Source organism: Vibrio satsumensis, from assembly GCF_050337435.1.
Taxonomy (GTDB): domain Bacteria; phylum Pseudomonadota; class Gammaproteobacteria; order Enterobacterales; family Vibrionaceae; genus Vibrio; species Vibrio satsumensis.
The window spans coordinates 82,382-98,237 of sequence record NZ_JAKJSX010000009.1 but is presented as its reverse complement, the minus strand read 5'-3'; the positions used below and the strand labels follow the sequence as shown (position 1 = coordinate 98,237).

General features: G+C 45.1%; 15 protein-coding genes, 4 tRNA genes and 1 other annotated feature. Of the genes, 8 read left to right on the top strand and 11 right to left on the bottom strand.

Annotation, left to right across the window (positions count from 1 at the left end):
• Positions 1 to 64 precede the first annotated feature (64 nt).
• The 7 genes from L4C44_RS13000 to uvrY form a co-directional block, all read right to left on the bottom strand.
• Positions 65 to 140: transfer RNA gene (locus L4C44_RS13000), tRNA-Gly, on the bottom strand.
• A 32-nt stretch (positions 141 to 172) separates the two neighbouring features.
• Positions 173 to 259, bottom strand: a tRNA-Leu gene (locus tag L4C44_RS12995).
• Positions 260 to 339: 80 nt separating this feature from the next.
• A tRNA-Gly gene (locus L4C44_RS12990) sits at positions 340 to 415 on the bottom strand.
• Positions 416 to 451: 36 nt separating this feature from the next.
• Positions 452 to 525: transfer RNA gene (locus L4C44_RS12985), tRNA-Cys, on the bottom strand.
• A 266-nt stretch (positions 526 to 791) separates the two neighbouring features.
• Complete coding sequence (gene pgsA / locus L4C44_RS12980) at positions 792 to 1,349, bottom strand: CDP-diacylglycerol--glycerol-3-phosphate 3-phosphatidyltransferase (RefSeq protein ID WP_019821134.1); 558 nt, start codon at positions 1,347 to 1,349, stop codon at positions 792 to 794.
• Between the two features lie 46 nt (positions 1,350 to 1,395).
• The gene (uvrC, locus tag L4C44_RS12975; protein WP_102432892.1) at positions 1,396 to 3,228 is read right to left on the bottom strand and encodes an excinuclease ABC subunit UvrC; all 1,833 of its coding nucleotides are present in this window, start codon (positions 3,226 to 3,228) and stop codon (positions 1,396 to 1,398) included.
• Between the two features lie 15 nt (positions 3,229 to 3,243).
• Positions 3,244 to 3,888: a UvrY/SirA/GacA family response regulator transcription factor gene (uvrY, locus tag L4C44_RS12970; RefSeq protein WP_004729778.1), complete on the bottom strand. Its 645-nt coding sequence runs from the start codon at positions 3,886 to 3,888 to the stop codon at positions 3,244 to 3,246.
• 426 nt (positions 3,889 to 4,314) lie between these two features.
• On the opposite strand from uvrY, the gene L4C44_RS12965 reads away from it, so the two are divergent.
• Positions 4,315 to 6,678 (top strand): DNA polymerase II, encoded by a 2,364-nt coding sequence (locus L4C44_RS12965; protein WP_428805183.1) that lies wholly within the window; start codon positions 4,315 to 4,317, stop codon positions 6,676 to 6,678.
• Positions 6,679 to 6,762: 84 nt separating this feature from the next.
• Here the strand turns inward: L4C44_RS12965 and L4C44_RS12960 are convergent, their stop codons facing one another.
• Positions 6,763 to 7,530 (bottom strand): nucleotidyltransferase family protein, encoded by a 768-nt coding sequence (locus tag L4C44_RS12960; RefSeq protein WP_146492137.1) that lies wholly within the window; start codon positions 7,528 to 7,530, stop codon positions 6,763 to 6,765.
• A 137-nt stretch (positions 7,531 to 7,667) separates the two neighbouring features.
• On the opposite strand from L4C44_RS12960, the gene efpL reads away from it, so the two are divergent.
• From efpL to L4C44_RS12945, 3 genes are all read left to right on the top strand, one after another.
• Positions 7,668 to 8,237, top strand: a complete 570-nt coding sequence (gene efpL, locus L4C44_RS12955) for an elongation factor P-like protein EfpL (protein WP_017055115.1) — start codon at positions 7,668 to 7,670, stop codon at positions 8,235 to 8,237.
• Positions 8,238 to 8,247: 10 nt separating this feature from the next.
• Positions 8,248 to 8,577: an HI1450 family dsDNA-mimic protein gene (locus L4C44_RS12950; RefSeq protein WP_004741258.1), complete on the top strand. Its 330-nt coding sequence runs from the start codon at positions 8,248 to 8,250 to the stop codon at positions 8,575 to 8,577.
• Between the two features lie 147 nt (positions 8,578 to 8,724).
• Positions 8,725 to 9,207: an RNA methyltransferase gene (locus tag L4C44_RS12945; RefSeq protein WP_017061495.1), complete on the top strand. Its 483-nt coding sequence runs from the start codon at positions 8,725 to 8,727 to the stop codon at positions 9,205 to 9,207.
• A gap of 249 nt (positions 9,208 to 9,456) precedes the next feature.
• Here the strand turns inward: L4C44_RS12945 and rluB are convergent, their stop codons facing one another.
• The 3 genes from rluB to rnm form a co-directional block, all read right to left on the bottom strand.
• A complete protein-coding gene (rluB, locus tag L4C44_RS12940; protein ID WP_017055112.1) occupies positions 9,457 to 10,491 on the bottom strand; it encodes a 23S rRNA pseudouridine(2605) synthase RluB in 1,035 nt (344 codons plus the stop codon).
• A 159-nt stretch (positions 10,492 to 10,650) separates the two neighbouring features.
• The gene (locus L4C44_RS12935; protein ID WP_009848751.1) at positions 10,651 to 11,271 is read right to left on the bottom strand and encodes an L-threonylcarbamoyladenylate synthase; all 621 of its coding nucleotides are present in this window, start codon (positions 11,269 to 11,271) and stop codon (positions 10,651 to 10,653) included.
• Between the two features lie 62 nt (positions 11,272 to 11,333).
• On the bottom strand, positions 11,334 to 12,188 hold the full coding sequence (gene rnm / locus L4C44_RS12930) for an RNase RNM (RefSeq protein ID WP_048659601.1): 855 nt from the start codon (positions 12,186 to 12,188) through the stop codon (positions 11,334 to 11,336).
• Positions 12,189 to 12,308: 120 nt separating this feature from the next.
• Here rnm and trpL2 point away from each other — a divergent pair, with 120 nt between their 5' ends.
• The 4 genes from trpL2 (at position 12,309) to trpD (ending at position 15,844) form a co-directional block, all read left to right on the top strand.
• On the top strand, positions 12,309 to 12,434 hold the full coding sequence (gene trpL2 / locus L4C44_RS12925; protein WP_009848753.1) for a tryptophan operon leader peptide: 126 nt from the start codon (positions 12,309 to 12,311) through the stop codon (positions 12,432 to 12,434).
• Positions 12,381 to 12,495: a sequence feature (Trp leader region), on the top strand. (Overlaps the previous gene by 54 nt.)
• 125 nt (positions 12,496 to 12,620) lie before the next feature.
• Positions 12,621 to 14,228, top strand: a complete 1,608-nt coding sequence (locus L4C44_RS12920) for an anthranilate synthase component 1 (protein ID WP_285953268.1) — start codon at positions 12,621 to 12,623, stop codon at positions 14,226 to 14,228.
• Between the two features lie 2 nt (positions 14,229 to 14,230).
• Positions 14,231 to 14,839 (top strand): aminodeoxychorismate/anthranilate synthase component II, encoded by a 609-nt coding sequence (locus L4C44_RS12915; RefSeq protein ID WP_428805182.1) that lies wholly within the window; start codon positions 14,231 to 14,233, stop codon positions 14,837 to 14,839.
• A 9-nt stretch (positions 14,840 to 14,848) separates the two neighbouring features.
• The gene (gene trpD / locus L4C44_RS12910) at positions 14,849 to 15,844 is read left to right on the top strand and encodes an anthranilate phosphoribosyltransferase (RefSeq protein ID WP_146492139.1); all 996 of its coding nucleotides are present in this window, start codon (positions 14,849 to 14,851) and stop codon (positions 15,842 to 15,844) included.
• Positions 15,845 to 15,856: the final 12 nt, after the last annotated feature.

Here is a 15,856-nt window from a genome sequence, read left to right as displayed (position 1 = left end):
TACACGCAAAAGCTAAACCACAGAAACCAAAAAGCCCGAACATTTCTGTTCGGGCTTTTTAATTTGGAGCGATACATCGGGTTCGAACCGATGACCTCAACCTTGGCAAGGTTGCGCTCTACCAACTGAGCTAGTATCGCATTTGCTTTATCGAGATAAAGACTTTAATAGATGGTGCCCCGGGCCGGACTTGAACCGGCACAGCGCGAACGCCGAGGGATTTTAAATCCCTTGTGTCTACCAATTCCACCACCAGGGCACGCAATTCTTTATTGCGATGCCGATTACTGAAAAGTAAAACACCATCTTAATGCTGACGCCAATCAACATTACAAAATTTGGAGCGATACATCGGGTTCGAACCGATGACCTCAACCTTGGCAAGGTTGCGCTCTACCAACTGAGCTAGTATCGCATTTTCATTCGTATTCTTTCTAGGAGAAAGAGAGAATGGAGGCGCCTCCCGGAGTCGAACCGAGGTCCACGGATTTGCAATCCGCTGCATAGCCACTCTGCCAAGGCGCCTTAGTAACTCCAATCGAATTGCTCATTGCCATCCTCTTGGGTACGGGATGCATTCTACGGATTCAGACGATTGAGTCAATATTATTTTTGTATTTTTAATTCGTTTGAATAGATTTCATACGAAACAGGCCAAATAGCTGACTTTATGTTCAAAACACACTGTGAGCAGGTTATTCAAAGGAGATCTATATCACATTAGATATCCACTATTGATAACTTAACGTTAGGTTAAAGATCAAAAAAGCGAGCCTCAGCTCGCTTCTTCATCAATGATGTTTTTCGTCTAACAAGTCGTCTTTGGCGGCCATCAAGTATTGCGCCATCGACCAGTAGGTTAGAATCGTTGCAACGTAGAGCGCGATGTAACCAACCCAAACCATCCAATCGTCATAACGCCAAATAAGCACCCACAACGCGAACATCTGAGAAACCGTTTTAACCTTACCGACCCAAGATACTGCAACACTTGCACGTTTACCGATTTCAGCCATCCATTCACGAAGCGCTGAAATGATGATCTCACGAGCTATCATGGTCACTGCTGGGATAGTCACCCAAATCGAGTGGTAATGCTCAGTAATCAGGATAAGAGCCGTAGCAACCAACACTTTGTCAGCCACCGGATCAATGAAGGCACCGAAGCGAGACGTTTGCCCTAACTTACGAGCTAGCATGCCATCTAGCCAATCAGTGAAACCTGCTACCCAAAACACCATCGCTGCAGCAAAAGGAGCCCATTGATAAGGTAGATAGAAAACGACAACGAATACTGGGATCAAAAATAGTCTCAGTAATGACAAAATATTAGGTATATTCAAACGCATATTATTGGGCTCTTATTAATTGCGCTTTAATGGTGCGGGATTTTTACTATTGTTTCAATGCTTGATAAATGTTTTCTGCCAAAGAATGACTAATGCCCGGCACTTTGGCTATTTCTTCGACAGTTGCACGCTTAAGTTCTTGTAAGCCACCCATATATTTCAGCAAAGCTTGACGACGCTTAGGTCCAACACCTTCAATTCCTTCCAAAGCACTGGTTCTTCGCGTTTTACCACGTTTCGCCCTATGCCCTGCAATCGCGTGATTATGGCTTTCGTCACGGATGTGTTGGATAAGGTGCAGTGCTGGAGCATCACTGGGTAAATTGAACTCTTCCCCTTCTAAAGTCACTAGAGTCTCTAAACCCGGTTTACGAGTCACGCCTTTCGCAATACCCATCATTCTTGGTCTAAACGGCCAATCACCCCAATATTGAGAAATGATCTCATGCGCGCGGTTTAGCTGACCTTTACCACCATCGATAAAGATGATGTCTGGGATCTTGTCGACATCGAGTTGCTTCGAGTAGCGTCTCTCAAGCGCCTGAGCCATCGCAGCGTAGTCATCACCACCGGTAATACCTGTGATGTTGTAACGACGGTACTCAGGTTTCACCGGGCCTTCCTGATTGAACACCACACAAGACGCAATCGTGCTTTCACCCATGGTATGACTGATATCGAAACATTCCATGCGCTTAATCGCATCCATCGACAGCACTTCTTGTAGCTCTTTGAAGCGCTGATTGATGGTCATCTTGTGATTAATCTTGGTCGTAATCGCCGTTAACGCATTGGTGTTCGACAATTTAAGGTAACGACCACGAGTACCAGAAGGGTTTGTGTTGAAATGGATCTTACGACCTGCAACTTCACACAAAGCTTCTTGGATTGGTGTGACGTCTTCCATCAGGTCCGCGTTCAGAATCAAACGGGTTGGAATGGTTCTCGCTTCATTATGCGCTAAGTAATACTGACTTAAAAAGCTCGAAAAGACCTCTTCTCGCACCGTATTGTTTGGAATCTTAGGAAAGTGGCTTCGGCTACCTAAGACCTTACCTTGGCGAATCATCAAGATATGAATACACGCCACGCCATTCTCTTGAGCAAAGCCCAACACATCCATATCTTCCATAGAGTCGTCAGATACATACTGTTGTTCTTGCACACGTCGAATCGCTTGGATTTGATCGCGGAAAGCGGCGGCTTGTTCAAAGCGAAGCTCTCGGCTGGCCGTGTCCATCTTCTCGATGAGCGTCTCTAGCACCAACTTATCTTTCCCTTGCAGGAATAGACGAACATAGTCGATAAGCTCACTGTACTCTTCATCAGAGATAATCGAGCTAACACATGGCGCAGCACAACGACCAATTTGATACATCAAGCATGGGCGGGTTCGGTTTGCATAAACCGTGTCTTCACACTGACGAGCAGGAAAGATTTTTTGTATTAAGTGTAGCGTCTCACGCACAGCGCCGGAGTCAGGATAAGGACCAAAGTATTCACCCTTTTTCTTTTTAGCACCGCGGTGCATCGACAAACGAGGATGCTTGTGACCGCTAATGAAAATATAAGGGTACGACTTATCATCACGCAGAAGTACGTTGTATTTCGGCAGGTACTGCTTGATGTAGTTGTGCTCAAGAATAAGAGCTTCGGTTTCCGTGTGCGTTACAGTCACATCAATCTTGTCGATGTTGCTGACTAGAGCGCGTGTTTTTTCACTGTCGACTTTTTTACGGAAATAACTGGAAAGGCGTTTTTTGAGGTTCTTAGCTTTACCGACGTAAATAACAACAGCCTCGGCGTTATACATTCGATAAACGCCGGGCTGTTCTGTTACTGTCTTGAGGAATGAGACTGAGTCAAACAAGTTGGTCACTATACGATCTCAGTGTTAAAGGGTCTCAGTGTCTAACATTCCATGTCTAATCGCTAAGTGCGTCAGCTCTACATCGCCACTGATATCCAGCTTGCTGAACAAACGGTAGCGGTAACTGTTGACTGTTTTAGGACTTAAATTGAGTTGTTCTGAAATATCCGTCACTTTCTGACCTTTGGTAATCATCATCATGATTTGAAGTTCACGTTCAGATAAGTCTGCGAATGGATTTTCAGACGCAGGCGAGAATTGGCTCAAAGCCATCTGCTGCGCAATTTCTGGTGAAATGTATCGTTGGCCACTATTAACCACTCGAATTGCATTTACCATTTCATCCGGACCTGCTCCTTTAGTAAGGTAACCAGCAGCCCCAGCTTGCATCACTTTAGTTGGAAACGGATTTTCCGTATGAACAGTTAAAACGATGATTTTAACATCAGGGTTGAAACGCAAGATTTTCTTGGTTGCTTCTAAGCCACCAATACCAGGCATATTCATATCCATCAAAATAACGTCAGTATTGTTAGTACGACACCATTTTGCAGCATCTTCACCGCTTTCAGCTTCCCCTGCTACGTTCATTCCACGGACGTCTTCAATAATACGTCGTATCCCTGTGCGAACCAGCTCGTGATCATCTACAAGGAAAACATTTATCAAACTTGTATCTCCACACTATTAATTGGCTCTGCAACCACTGTGTCGTTTCATCTGTTTGAAACAATTAAACAAAGGAACAGTGGATCGCAGCATTGAGTACATCTTAACTTAATTACTAAAAAAAAGCTCTGTTGAATATGTGCTGAAACACGAACTTTAGCAAGTACTTATTAACAAATAAACTAACTAAAACAACAAGCTTTTTCTAAAAATCAATCAGTTAAAACAACACCCAATAAAATTACACAAGATAAAGATATTTTCAATACCATTGAATAACCATTCTCGACAATTTCACTTATTTGCTTATAGAGTCCCGTTATTTGGCTCTGTTAACTAGAATTTAGTTAGTATTTTTGCTGCCTGTTGTGCGCTGAGGGTCGCTAGGTGGTAATATTCGATTCCCAATTTCAATAGGTTACTACATTGGATATTCAGCAAGGCTTTGTGCTCACAAGACAAGCAAGAGACTTTTCAGGGCGCACGCAAATCGACTTGTGGTTAAGCACCCCTCAAGGCCCTACTCTACTGACAATTCAAAATGAAAAGCCTGTATTTTTCGTCGCGCAAGCTGATGTAGAAGCATGTCAGGCTATCGCAGCGAAAGAGTCAATCAATTGCAAATTCAAGCCTCTAGGGCTAGCCACATTCGAGCAAACGCCTCTAGCCGCGTGTTATACATCTCTGTCGAGAAGTAGTTTTGGTTTAGCGCAAGCCTTTCACAACGAAGAAATCCAAACCTTTGAAAGCGATATTCGACTCGCCGATCGATATCTGATGGAACGATTTATCAAGGGAAGTATTGAGTTCACCGGATCTGGTACGCAAAAAAATAAGTATCGTCGAGTCTCAAGCGCAAAATGCCGAGCAGGTGATTACTTACCCAACCTATCGGTGGTCTCGCTTGATATTGAGTGTTCAGAAAAAGGCGTGCTTTATTCAATTGGCCTAGACAGCCCGATGGACAGTCGAGTGATCATGGTCGGCGAACCACAACGAGCTGAAACCAATATCCAATGGGTTGCCAATGAAAAAGCTCTTCTAGAGGCCATGATAGCTTGGTTCTCTGAATTCGATCCTGACATCATCATTGGTTGGAACGTTATTGACTTCGATTTTAGGCTGCTGCACAAACGTTCAGAATGGAACGAAGTGAAGCTCAACATCGGCAGAGACAATCAACCCAGCTTCTTTCGTAGTTCGGCACAAAATCAACAAGGTTTTATCACTATTCCCGGGCGCGTTGTCTTGGATGGTATCGATATGCTTAAAACGGCGACCTATCACTTCCGCTCATGGTCGCTGGAGTCGGTATCGCAAGAGCTACTTGGTGAAGGCAAAGACATCCATAACGTTCACGACCGTATGGATGAGATCAACCGAATGTTTAAGTTCGATAAGCCTTCACTCGCTAAGTACAACCTTCAAGACTGTGTGCTAGTAAACCGCATCTTCGAGCACACTCACCTACTCGACTTCGCCATTGAGCGCTCTCGATTAACCGGTGTAGAGCTGGATCGCGTTGGTGGCTCTGTTGCTGCCTTTACTAATTTATATCTTCCTCAAATCCACAGAGCGGGTTATGTCGCACCTAACTTAGAGCCGGAGAACTGGATTGCCAGCCCCGGTGGCTACGTAATGGATTCTATTCCTAACCTGTATGACTCAGTTCTGGTACTCGATTTTAAAAGCCTATACCCGTCCATCATTCGCTCGTTTCTGATTGACCCTATGGGGTTAATCGAAGGGTTAAAGTTGGAAATCGGGCCAACTGAAGATCAAGCGGTTAATGGTTTTCGCGGTGGGCAATTCCACCGCTCTAAACACTTTCTGCCTGAGATGATTGAAAACCTCTGGGCAGCACGTGATGTTGCGAAGAAGAACAACGAAAAAGCATTCTCTCAGGCGATTAAGATCATCATGAACTCATTCTATGGGGTGTTAGGTTCGTCTGGCTGCCGTTTCTTTGATACGCGCTTGGCCTCCTCTATCACCATGCGTGGGCATGAGATCATGAAGCAAACTAAAGTTCTGATCGAAGATAAAGGCTATCAAGTGATTTATGGGGACACAGATTCAACCTTCGTGTCTCTGAACGGCAGCTATGATCAGGAAAAAGCAGACGAGATCGGAAACGCACTGGTCGCTTACATCAACGATTGGTGGACGAACCACTTAAAAGAAACCTACAACCTGACTTCTATACTCGAATTGGAATACGAGACTCACTATCGCAAGTTTCTAATGCCAACCATTAGAGGCTCAGAAACAGGCTCGAAGAAACGTTATGCGGGCTTAATCACTCAAGGTGATAAAGAGAAGATCATCTTTAAAGGACTAGAGAGTGCGCGCACCGATTGGACACCTCTCGCACAGCAATTCCAACAAACCCTGTATGAGATGGTATTTCACGACCAAGACCCTACCGACTATGTCAGACAATTTGTTGATGAGACTTCAGCGGGTAAACATGACGATTTATTGGTTTACCAGAAGCGTCTGCGTCGTAAGCTACATGAGTACCAAAAGAACATTCCGCCACAAGTCAGGGCTGCAAGAATGGCCGATGAAATAAATGCTCAGTTAGGACGCCCTCTTCAATACCAAAACAAAGGACGTATTGAGTATTTGATTACTCTGAGTGGCCCTGAGCCGAAAGAGTATTTAAAGAGTGGTATCGATTATCAGCACTATATCGATAAACAGATTAAACCCGTCGCAGAGGCAATCTTGCCCTTTATTGGCTTAGATTTTGAAAGAGTCAGCGGACAGCAGTTAGGTCTATTCTAAAACTACTTTGAGCTGTAATAGAAACAAAAAAGCAGAGGAGTGTTCAATTCGCTCTGCTTTTTTATATCGATAGATTACGAAGCTCTATCCGATTCGAAACTCTGTTTTCTGGTACTGCTTAACTAGCCACTCTCCAAAACCATCCAGAATGCCGATAACCGAACGTTTCGGAATCGCTCTTCCAGAAAGTAAGATGCCCAATCGTTGAATTTCAACTTCTCTATCTGGGTGATACTTCAAGAACTGTTGGCCACATTCGACAGGATCATCAAACCAATACTTATCGCGATACATCACCAAAGAATAACTTGCTCTTAGCAGCTTCTTGGCAATGATCACTTGCGCGGCCACTTGTTGTTCTGGCGTTGTTGCTCGGGCAATTTTGTTGCGATACACCGCTAACCAGTTTTCAGCATCCATGTTCCAATGCTTGGCAATTTCCCAACTCGTTTCAAAATCACCATAGCAATCCGATAAGTCTTCACCGTGCACACATACCGCCAAATGCTTGAGCATAAAGCCCCAAGTGAAGATGTTGTCGAAATCGACTATCTCGCTCACTAAGGTAGTTTTAATCGCCACTTGAGTGACCTGCGGGAAGCTTTTTTGGAAGCGCCATTTAATGGTGTTTAACAGCGTGGTTCGCTGATCAGGAAACGGGCGATGTGTCACCACAACCACATCAAGATTTGAGCGACCGACGACGGCTTGCTTGCGAGCGACACTGCCATAAATATAGACACTGTGTAGATTAGATCCTAACCCACCTTTTAGAAAGGTAATCAGATCGTTAACCACAGGTTGAAATTCAGGTTGAAATGGCTGTGTTGGGTCAATAACGGGTAGCGGCATAGGTCGTTTCGGTAAATAAAATCATGATTTAACAGTAACTCTATGATCGCCTAGGTGACTTTATGATTCAAGCTATTCCTATTTATAGCATCTCCGAGATATAATCAGCGGATAGACCCACTAAGGACAAACACAAAATGCCTAGAGCAAGTGAAATTAAAAAAGGTTTTGCTATCACAGTAGAAAGCAAAACAGTGATCGTTAAAGATATCGAAGTAACAACACCAGGCGGCCGCGGCGGCCAAAAAATTTACCGCTTCCGTGGTAACGATGTAGCAACTGGCGTTAAAACTGAAGTTCGCCACAAGGCTGACGAAATCGTTGAAACTATCGACGTAACCAAGCGTGCAGTAATGTTCTCTTACGTTGATGGCAACGAGTACATCTTCATGGACAACGAAGATTACACACAATTCATCTTCAACGGTGAAACAATCGAAGACGAACTACTGTTCATCAACGAAGAAACTCAAGGCATGTACGCGATCCTTATCGATGGCAACGCTGCAACGCTTGAGCTTCCAACATCTGTTGAGCTAGTTATCGAAGAGACTGACCCTTCAATCAAAGGTGCATCAGCGTCTGCTCGTACTAAGCCTGCTCGTCTTTCTACAGGTCTTACTATTCAAGTACCTGAATACATCGCGACTGGCGACAAAGTAGTAGTAAACACTGCTGAACGTAAATACATGAACCGCGCAAGCTAAGATACTTATTATGACCGAAGCTAACGACCTAATGTCTTATGACGACGCAATTGACACTGCATACGACATCTTTCTAGAGATGGCACCTGACAACCTAGAACCTGCAGACGTGATTCTTTTCACGGCTCAGTTTGAAGATCGTGGCGCAGCAGAGCTTGTTGAAACTGGCGATGATTGGGTTGAACATGTTGGCTTTGAAGTCGACAAAGAAATCTACGCTGAAGTGCGCATTGGTCTTGTGAATGAAGCTGATGACGTTCTAGACGACGTATTTGCTCGCATGCTGATCAGCCGTGACCCAGAACATAAGTTCTGTCACATGCTGTGGAAACGCGACTAATACCGCTGTTGACGCTCATCTGCATGAGTAAACAAGTATTCATGTAAGCGAGTTAAAAGTTAGCCGAGCCGATTGCTCGGCTATTTTTATCACGCCATTTCTCATCGTGATTACTCACTTTCATCATCAACTTTAGATTCACTGATTATGACCAAAGCAAAAACAGACACACAATCAAAAGGCTATGCCTGCATTGGCCTAGTTAACCCAAAGACGCCTGAAAACGTAGGCTCTGTAATGCGAGCAGCTGGCTGCTACGGCGCCAACTCTGTGTTTTACACTGGTACACGCTACGACCATGCGCGAAAATTCCATACCGACACCAAAGAAAAGCACCTAGCCCTGCCTTTAATTGGTGTTGAAGAGCTGAAAGATATTATTCCAGTAGGCTGCGTGCCGGTTGCTGTTGATCTGATTGAAGGTGCTAAGCCACTACCTGATTACAAGCACCCACCACGTGCGTTTTACATTTTTGGCCCAGAAGATGGCACGCTAAAGAAAGAGATCACCGACTTCTGTCGTGAGACGATTTACGTTCCAACCAACGGCTGCATGAATCTAGCGGCATCAGTGAATGTTGTGCTTTACGACCGACTGGCGAAAGGCGATAACTTCTCGAATCATAAATAGTCAAAGATGCGAAATACGAAATACGAAATACGAAATACGAAATACGAAATACGAAATACGAGCAGATTATAGATGCGCGTACACGAAAGACACGCTTACTGTCGTTTTTATAGCAGCATGTTTTCGATACTCGGTTATTCGCATCCCTCATCTTCTATTGCTTCAGACGTAAAAAAACCTGCTCAATGAGCAGGTTTTTAGTATTCAGTGCTTTCAGCTAATGAAGCTTACGCGTAAGAACTTACGTAATTACTGACGTGTTCTTGGCTTAGCTGGTTTAGCCGGACGACCGTTGTTCAGCTTAGGCTTACTTTTGTTAGCCTGAGGTTTGCCTTTGTTTGCAGCTGGAGCACTACGACCTGAATCAGGTGTTGTAGTACCGCGAGTTGCAGGCTTCTTGCGTTTAGTTTGGTTGCTACGGCCTTTTGGTGCGTTTGCACGCTCTTCGTGACGCTTAACAGCACGACGAATTTTTTGGCTACGAGAACGCTCACGCTTACGAGAAGTGTTTGAAGGATCAAGATCCAACAAAGTCTCTTTCTCTGGCTTAAGCTCAACAAGCTCACGCAGGTAGTTAACTTCTTGAAGATCTAGCTCTTTCCAACCGCCACGAGGCAGTTTCTTATCAAGGTAGATATCACCGTAACGTACACGTTTCAGGCGGCTTACTGTTGTTTCTTGAGATTCCCAAAGACGACGAACCTCACGGTTACGACCTTCGTTAATCGCTACGTAGAAAGTATGATTCATACCTTCACCGCCAGCGTAAACCACATCTTCAAAACGAGCCATGCCGTCTTCAAGTTGTACGCCACGAGTAACGTTTTTTACTTTTTGCTCAGTCACTTCACCAAACACACGTACTAAGTACTCACGTTCAACCTGACGGCTTGGGTGCATTAGACGGTTTGCAAGTTCACCATCAGTAGTGAAAAGCAAAAGGCCCGATGTGTTTGCATCAAGACGACCAACTGAAATCCAACGAGAACCACGGATCTTAGGTAGACGATCGAAAACAGTACGGCGGCCTTCAGGATCGTGACGAGTACAAAGCTCACCTTCAGGTTTGTAGTAAGCAAGTACACGACAAACCACTTCTTCAGAAGCCTTGCCTGAAACAGTATGGCCATCGATACGGATCACTGAGTTCTCGTCTTCAAGACGCTCGCCCAGTTTCGCAACTTGACCGTTAACACTTACACGACCAGATTTGATTAAACCTTCTAGTTCACGACGAGAACCGTGACCAGCTCGCGCTAAAACCTTCTGTAATTTTTCGCTCATTTACTCTTTTCTACCTAATTGTCGTCTTCACAGACGTCGAATGAATTTTTCGCGACCAAATCGCGGTCGCGTATTATCGCAAATAACCTGCCAAAAAGCACTTGTTATTTACTCTGGCAGGTTTGCTGTATCGTTACAGACTGTTAATCAGTAAAGCGATTATTCAAACGGCGCAGGATCGCCAGCACCACGACGTAGAACCACGGCATCATCATCACTAAAGTCAATAACCGTCGTCGGTTGCTCACCTAAGTAACCACCATTCAAAATGACATCAACCGCATGCTCTAGGCTGTCACGAATTTCTTCTGGATCCGACTCAGTTGTCTCGTTACCCGGAAGAATCAATGACGTCGACATCAGTGGTTCGCCCATCGCTTCCAACAAGTCGAGTGCAATCTTGTTGTCTGGGACACGAATACCAATCGTTTTACGCTTGGCGTTCATCAAACGCTTTGGTACTTCTTTGGTTGCTTTAAAGATAAACGTGTAAGCACCTGGCGTGTGTGCTTTCAGTAGACGGAAAGCCACGTTATCGACGCGTGCATACAGTGATAATTCAGAAAGATCACGGCATAACAACGTGAAGTTGTGCTTGTCATCGATGCGACGAATTTTACAGATACGTTCAAGTGCTTGTTTGTTTTCAAGCTGACAGCCCAGCGCATAACCGGAATCTGTTGGATAAACCACTACGCCGCCATTGCGAATAATCGCAACCGCTTGAGTAATTAAGCGTGCTTGTGGGTTATCTGGGTGTACATAAAAAAACTGGCTCATTGTTGATCCTCGTTATCGAATCTCTCGACTCTATCATCAGAAGGAGCTGGTTCACCTAAAGACTATTCAGATGGTGAAACCGTTTGAAACTCCCAATCTTTCCATACTTCTTCGACCCCAGAAGGTAGCCAGAGATTACGTCCAAGTTCCATCCACGGAGATGGGTAATGGAAATCACTGCCTTGGGAGGCTAATAGTTTGTATTGTATAGCATAATCCGCGAGTGTGCGTCTTTCTTGTTGCGCTTGCTGAGGTTGAGCGACTTCCATCGCATCCCCTTTCGCTTCAACAAATGCAGCTAGCAAGCGCTTAACCCACTTGGCTGTAAGGCCATATCGCCCAGGGTGAGCGAGTACGGCTTGGCCACCAGCAGCATGGATGGCCGTGACAGCATCACTCATTGAGCACCACGTCGGCGGCACATAACCTGGGTTATTGCGAGTAAGAAACTTTTTAAACACCTGCTGCATGGTTTTTGCGTAGCCGTTGTCGACTAACCACTTAGCAAAGTGAGCGCGAGTAATAGGCGCATCACCTGCAATCAATTTAACTTCTTCTAGCACCCCTTCACGAGTCGCTTTCTCAAGACGTTGAGCAATCATCTCTGCGCGTCCAATACGGTGTTGCTTCTGTTGCTCAATGAGCGCTTTGAGTTCTGGTGACTCAGGATCAACGTTTAACCCAACAATATGAATATCTTTGTTTTGCCAAACGGTCGAAATCTCAATGCCGTTGATCAGCTGAATAGGAAGGTTGTTATCAGCAATATAGCTGCGTGCTTCAGCAAGCCCATCAGTCGTGTCATGATCTGTAATCGCTAGCGCTTCGATATTAAAGCCAAGCGCTCGGTCAATTAGCTCAGGTGGAGTAAGTCGGCCATCTGAGGCTGTTGTATGACTATGTAGATCAATTCTCATATATTCTTTTTCATTGTTTTCAATTTTTATCGTTATATTTGTGTCAACACACTTGACCCGCAAGTAGAAAACTAGTTAACTAGTACACAAATACGAAGTATCACATTTGATAGGTTCACCATGTTACAAGAATTTAACCAAAACCATAAAGATAAAGTTTTAGAACTTTCTTCAGTAGAAGCAAGTTCAGAGCTTAATTGGTGGCGCACTTGGACAAGTTCTTGGTGGGCTAACGTGTACTTCTAGTTAAACAGTTTGTTTATAAAAAAGTTATCACTAAGCCCGCTTTAATAGCGGGCTTTTTAATTTGTCGAACATCTCACATTCAACTGACTAACAAATCATCGAATTGACCATATTCTAGATTGGGTGAAAGGTATCTTTATGCGACTATGTACGGCAGGAAATTTAAAGAATCATAAAGGAGGTCTTGTGAACAAGGCCATTGAAATCAAAAAGCTGGGAACCATTGAGGTCATCAATTCATCAGTTCCTTACTCGCAAGATCCAACCAGCGTTTTTCATACTCTGTGTGAAAACAAAACAGACAGTTTGCTGTTGGAATCGGCTGAGATTGAATCCAAACAGAACCTAACAAGCCTGCTCCTTATCGACTCTGCTGTTCGTATCGTATGTCGCGGACATGAAGTAACCTTTCAAGCATTGACTGAAAACGGTCAAGCGCTTATCAAAAATCTCACTCAAAACGTGAAAGCAGAAATAAAATCTGACCTTACTGATAACGTTTTGACGCTGACTTTTGTCGAGCCGAGCAACGAATTAGACGAAGACTCACGTTTAAGAGAAGCCTCTTCATTCGATGCACTGCGTTTGGTTCAGCACAGCTTTGAGCAAGACGCAGATAACAAACACGCGCTATTCATGGCGGGCTTATTCGCTTACGACATCGTGGCTAACTTTGAACCGCTAGGTGATGCTCAAGCAACCAACAATTGTCCTGACTTTGTATTCTACGTTGCGGAAACACTATTGCGTTTCGACCACCAAGAGAACGAAGGCCTACTTCATGCGAGCTTGTTCGCTCAAGATGACAGTATCAAAGCGCAATTAACTGACCGTTTAGCCGACATTCAAACTCAGTGCCAGTCACTGAAAGCAATCACTGAAGTAACGCCGCTCGACAACGTTGAAGCGGTACCGAGCGTTTCAGATGAAGACTTCTGCCAAACGGTTCGTGATTTAAAAGAGTACGTAGTTAAAGGCGACGTATTCCAAGTGGTGCCCTCACGCCGCTTTACTTTACCTTGCCCTGCTCCACTGGCGGCTTATAAAGAACTTAAGCAAAGCAACCCAAGCCCTTACATGTTCTACATGCAAGATGAGCTATTTACTCTGTTTGGTGCTTCTCCAGAAAGCGCGCTGAAGTACGAAACTGAAACCAACCAAATCGAGATCTACCCAATTGCGGGCACTCGTCGTCGCGGTAAGCGTCCTGATGGTCAAATCGATTTCGACCTAGATAGCCGTATCGAGCTTGAACTGCGCACCGACAAGAAAGAAAACGCAGAACACATGATGCTAGTCGACCTAGCGCGTAACGATGTGGCACGTATTGCCGAAGCTGGCACTCGCCACGTAGCAGACCTACTGAAAGTTGATCGCTACAGCCATGTGATGCATTTGGTTTCTCGTGTTGTTGGTCAACTGCGTGAAGACTTAGATGCGCTGCACGCTTACCAAGCTTGTATGAACATGGGTACGCTAACAGGCGCACCAAAAATCCGCGCAATGCAGCTTATTCGTGATGTAGAAAAAACGCGTCGTGGTAGCTATGGCGGTGCAGTAGGTTACCTAACAGGTGAAGGCACGTTAGATACGTGTATCGTGATTCGTTCTGCTTACGTTGAAGATGGTGTAGCACAAGTACAAGCTGGCGCTGGTGTAGTATTCGACTCAGACCCACAAGCAGAAGCTGATGAGACTCGCGGCAAAGCTCAAGCGGTCATCTCTGCGATTCAAGCAGCGCATACTAAGAGCTCTGCTACAAACCAACACTCATCAAATAAGAAGGAGTCGTAATCATGGCTGATATTGTATTCATCGATAACTTCGACTCGTTCACTTACAACCTTGTAGACCAATTTCGTTCATTAGGTCACAGCGTTAAGATTTACCGTAACAACATTCCCGCAAAGGTGGTTGAAGCGGCGATCAACGAATTAGACAACCCTGTTGCCCTACTTTCACCTGGCCCCGGCGCTCCAGCAGACGCGGGCTGCATGCCTGAGCTGATTCAGCTGCTAAAAGGCAAAGTGCCAATGATTGGCATTTGCTTAGGCCACCAAGCGATCGTTGAAGCTTATGGCGGTACCGTTGCAGGCGCAGGCGAAATCATTCATGGTAAGGTGTCAATGATGGAACACCAAAACCATGCGACTTACCAAGACTTACCTTCGCCACTGGCTATTGCTCGCTACCACTCTTTAGTGGCAACGCATGTATCCGATAGCCTAACGGTGACCGCTGAAGTCGATGATTTGGTGATGTCTGTAGTTCAAGAACAAGACAAGGTTTGTGGATTCCAATTCCACCCTGAATCAATTATGACGACCTACGGTGCAACGCTTCTAGCAAACGCTATCGAATGGGCTCTTGAGAAACCTCTTCGCCTTGAAAAGACTGGAAAATAGGAAACGATCATGGAACAGATTAATAAACTTTACGAACAGCAGTCTCTTACTCAAGAAGAAAGCCAACAATTGTTTGATGTGATCATCAAGGGCGAACTTGACCCAATCTTGATGGCTTCAGCGCTAACGGCACTGAAAATCAAAGGCGAAACGCCCGATGAGATCGCAGGTGCAGCGAAAGCACTGCTTGCGAATGCAAACCCGTTTCCGCGCCCTGATTACGATTTCGCAGACATCGTAGGTACAGGTGGCGACGGTCACAACACCATTAATATCTCGACGACTTCTGCATTTGTTGCCGCAGCGTGTGGCTTAAAAGTCGCGAAACACGGTAACCGTAGTGTATCGAGCAAATCAGGCTCTTCCGACCTACTGGATTCATTCGGTATCAACCTAGCGATGACAGCAGAAGACACACGTACTGCTGTTGATGAACTTGGCGTAGCATTCCTATTTGCTCCGCAGTATCACGTTGGTGTACGTCACGCGATGCCGGTTCGTCAAACAATGAAAACGCGCACTATCTTCAATATTCTTGGCCCACTGATTAACCCTGCTCGCCCTAACATCGAGCTAATGGGTGTTTACAGCAAAGAGTTGGTTCGCCCGATCGCAGAAACCATGCTGCAAATGGGCATGAAGCGTGCTGCGGTTGTTCACGGTAGTGGCCTAGATGAAGTGGCGATTCATGGCGAGACTATCGTTGCTGAAATTAAAGATGGCGAGATTAACGAGTACACCGTAACTCCGGCTGACTTTGGTTTGAACACTCACCCTCTTGAAGCAATCAAGGGCGGCGAGCCAGAAGAAAACAAAGCCATCACAACCGATATACTGACGGGTAAAGGCACTGATGCTCAAGTTGGCGCAGTGGCAGTCAACGTTGCTCTACTGATGCGTCTATTTGGTCATGAAGATCTAAAAGCCAACGCACAACAAGCAATTGACGCGATGAACTCAGGTAAAGCTTACGAGCTTGTGCAAAAGCTTGCTGCTCACGCCTAACGAACGACGAAT